The sequence below is a fragment of the Paenibacillus sp. 01T422 genome, from assembly GCF_056398785.1.
Genome location: NZ_JBFTQB010000884.1, coordinates 1 through 2,688, shown reverse-complemented (window position 1 = coordinate 2,688; position 2,688 = coordinate 1). Strand labels below are relative to the sequence as shown.

Annotated in this window: 4 protein-coding genes and 1 pseudogene; 4 read left to right on the top strand and 1 reads right to left on the bottom strand. The window is 47.6% G+C overall.

The features are described 5' to 3' along the window. A pseudogene (locus AC1DUA_RS32930) lies at positions 1-186 on the top strand (CBO0543 family protein); the annotation flags it as partial. Positions 187-676: 490 nt separating this feature from the next. Here AC1DUA_RS32930 and AC1DUA_RS32925 read toward each other — a convergent pair. Next, positions 677-958 (bottom strand): hypothetical protein, encoded by a 282-nt coding sequence (locus tag AC1DUA_RS32925; protein ID WP_477503741.1) that lies wholly within the window; start codon positions 956-958, stop codon positions 677-679. Between the two features lie 190 nt (positions 959-1,148). Here AC1DUA_RS32925 and AC1DUA_RS32920 point away from each other — a divergent pair, with 190 nt between their 5' ends. The 3 genes from AC1DUA_RS32920 to AC1DUA_RS32910 form a co-directional block, all read left to right on the top strand. Continuing rightward, on the top strand, positions 1,149-1,391 hold the full coding sequence (locus tag AC1DUA_RS32920; RefSeq protein WP_477503740.1) for a spore gernimation protein GerQ: 243 nt from the start codon (positions 1,149-1,151) through the stop codon (positions 1,389-1,391). A 12-nt stretch (positions 1,392-1,403) separates the two neighbouring features. After that, positions 1,404-1,790, top strand: coding sequence for a spore coat protein (locus AC1DUA_RS32915; RefSeq protein WP_477503739.1), 387 nt, complete (start codon positions 1,404-1,406; stop codon positions 1,788-1,790). Next, positions 1,787-2,688 (top strand): alcohol dehydrogenase catalytic domain-containing protein (locus AC1DUA_RS32910; protein ID WP_477503738.1); only part of this gene is annotated, 902 nt, incomplete at its 3' end. The genes AC1DUA_RS32915 and AC1DUA_RS32910, both read left to right, overlap by 4 nt.

Sequence of the window (2,688 nt, the reverse complement as noted above, 5' to 3'; positions counted from 1 at the left end):
GTTGAGGTGCTGCTCGTACAATATACCGATCTGATTCGGTATATTCGTTGGAACTGGTTTTGGTCATGGGCCACGATTTTTCTCACATTCCTGATAACTCGAGTGTTCTGTGTGGTCTACTTCGGAACCATGACACGAGTGGAAGCGGCAAAACAAAAGAACGCAGCCAGTACGACACGTTCCTAAATGTGGAGCTATGCCACCCAAGACTCGCCCCGCCCAGCTTGCGTTGCCGCCGCGCTGTGGTGCTGAAGAACGACGGCATTTTAACGACCGACCCGTAAAATAGGAAGCAGAAGAAAGAGGGAGGCCCCTTAAGGGCCTCCCTTTCGCTTGTCATGATTCGCTGCGCTGGTCCGGCAAATCAAACGCGTTCGCCGACGTACAAAAATGTCTCATTGAAAGGGGGCAATTTCCGTAGTCCGCTTATATCCACTTACAATTATGGTCTTCAACATTAAGAGGTTATTGACGGTGACTCTCCGTGTCTATGGCAAATACGTTCTTCCGAGCGTCAACGCAAGTCATTTGCCCATTCGGAGAGAATCGGCGTAAATTCGGAAAACATCATGCGTCTACATAGACAGACGACCATACCTCGACATTAGTGAGTGAGCTTGACTCCACTTCTATCCGAAAAAGAAGGAGAATCTCTGCCACCACCAAAGCTACCGTTTTATTGTTGGTCCGGCAGACGTAATGCGTTTGCTGAAGTTTGCGCTTGATCTAAAAATTCCTCTGCTTGGGTCAATTGCTGCCGGGCCGTCTCCAAAGCTTGTGAATTTGTTGCCGCATTAGATTCACTTATCGAGCTTATCGCCTGATTTAATGCCGTTTGCGCCTCAAAAACCGCGTTAGATGCATGCTGCTCCAGCGTATTGACGCTCGAGTTAAGTATACCTTCTGCCGGTTTTCTTGCATTTTCGGTGGCTAGATCAATTTTGTTTTCATTGGGCAAGGTGAGTCCTCCTTCCTTAAGCAAAGATCAATAACTTATACAGAAATAAGTATGCGGTTGAGATTTTGTTTATATTCTTACGACTGCATGGGAATATCCGGACCCCACATTTCCGGCAATCAATTTTAGTATAAGATCCGATGCGTAGGATAATCTAACTTCGATGAAAAAAGGAGGGGATAATTTCTCAATGAATACGCCAACGCTAGCGCCGCACGAATCGATGGAACTGCATGAAGCGTTAAACTTTAAAACGCTCTGCCTCGCTAAGTCAAAACTTATGCAAGGCTTGGTCTTTGACCAAGAGCTAAAAGCGTTAATGCAGAAAGACGTAATTCAATCCACACAACAGATCGCCGAGCTGCAAGCAATCTACGCAAGAGCTCCTTTCCAAGCGCCTGTTCCAAATAGCCCTACACCTATTACACAATAAAGGGGAACAAAAATGAATACCGATTATTTAGACCCGATCAATTCATTAAATATGCCGGAAATGGCAGATTTGACTTTTGCAATGGACTTCCTTCTTCGTGCCAAGGAGGGTGTGCGAAATTTGTCCATCGCCCTGACGGAAACGGCTTCTCCGGATGTAAGAGCGCTGCTGCGCAATCATCTTAAGCAAGGGATTGCAATGCACCAAGAAATCACGGAGCTCATGATTCGCAAAAAATGGTTCCATCCTTACGAGCTGAACGAACAGTACCAACTCGACCAGCTTTCGGCGAAAAATACGGTGATGATCGGGCAGATGAATTTGTTCCCGGATGATACGTCGCGTAAAGGGATGTTTGATCGGACCCCAGATGAAAATATTGGAGGAAATAAAGCATGAAGGCGGTAACTTATCAAGGGATTAAAAATGTCGTGGTCAAAGAGGTGCCGGATCCGAAGATTGAGAAACCGGACGATATGATCGTAAGGGTTACCAGTTCCGCCATTTGCGGCTCGGACCTTCACCTGATTCACGGGATGATCCCTAACCTTCAGGAGAACTATGTCATTGGACATGAACCGATGGGGATCGTAGAAGAAGTAGGCCCTGGAGTGACCAAGGTAAAGAAAGGCGACCGTGTGATCATCCCTTTCAACATCGCATGCGGAGAATGCTTTTATTGTAAGAATCAGTTGGAAAGCCAATGCGACAACTCAAACGAACACGGGGATATGGGCGCATATTTCGGCTACTCCGGAACGACCGGTGGTTATCCTGGGGGGCAAGCCGAGTATTTACGAGTTCCGTTTGCTAATTTCACCCACTTCAAGATTCCTGAAAACTGTGAGCAACCGGATGAAAAGCTAAGCTTGATCGCCGATACCATGACGACGGCGTTCTGGAGCGTAGATAATGCCGGCGTCAAGAATGGAGATACAGTCATCGTGCTCGGCTGCGGTCCGATCGGACTTCTGGCCCAGAAGTTCTGCTGGCTGAAGGGAGCAAAGCGGGTCATCGCCGTTGACTATGTGGATTACCGCTTACAGCATGCGAAGCGAATGAACAATGTGGAAATCGTAAACTTCGAACAGGATAAGAATATCGGCAACAATCTCAAGGAAATGACCAAAGGCGGCGCCGATGTCGTGATTGATGCGGTAGGAATGGATGGCAAGATGAGCGATCTCGAATTTCTAACCAGCGGTTTGAAACTGCAAGGCGGCACCATGAGCGCATTTATCATTGCGTCTCAGGCTGTCCGCAAAGGCGGCACCATCCAAGTCACTGGGGTATACGG